The organism is Dyella sp. SYSU CM1112, assembly GCF_058216415.1.
In genome coordinates this window covers 1-399 of the sequence record NZ_JBZEGI010000074.1, presented here as the reverse complement: position 1 = coordinate 399, position 399 = coordinate 1, and the positions used below count along the sequence as shown (strand labels likewise).

Genomic DNA, 399 nt, shown 5'->3' with positions numbered 1-399 from the left:
CCGAAGGCTTTCGTCTGGAACTGGGCACGGAAGTGGTCTATTCCTCCACTTGTCCGGCCTCGGCGGCCCTGTCGCGGCAGCTGATCCAGGAGCAATTCACGCGCGATTTCGAGGCGGGCACACCGTTGGATCACGCCGCGGTGCTGGCCTGGCTGGGCAGCGAGAAGGGCATCGTGGCCACGCCGCATGCGCAACGCAGCGTGGCGCGGTTACTGGTGCGCTTTGCCGATCACGCGCCGCTGGACCTGATCGGTCTGCTGGATCGGGTGGAGCACGCCTTGGGTACGCCGGTGCAGACGGCGGTCAAGCGCGAGGACGAACAGGCCTTCGCCCTGGCCAATGGCAGCAACCTGATGTTCTGCGAGGATGCCGCGCGCCGCATCCAACGCGCGCTGGATG

General features: G+C 66.9%; 1 protein-coding gene. It reads left to right on the top strand.

The genetic code is table 11. The features are described 5' to 3' along the window. Nucleotides 1-399: GTP cyclohydrolase, FolE2/MptA family (locus AC4HNJ_RS21675; protein WP_490481694.1), on the top strand; the 399-nt coding region annotated here is incomplete at both ends.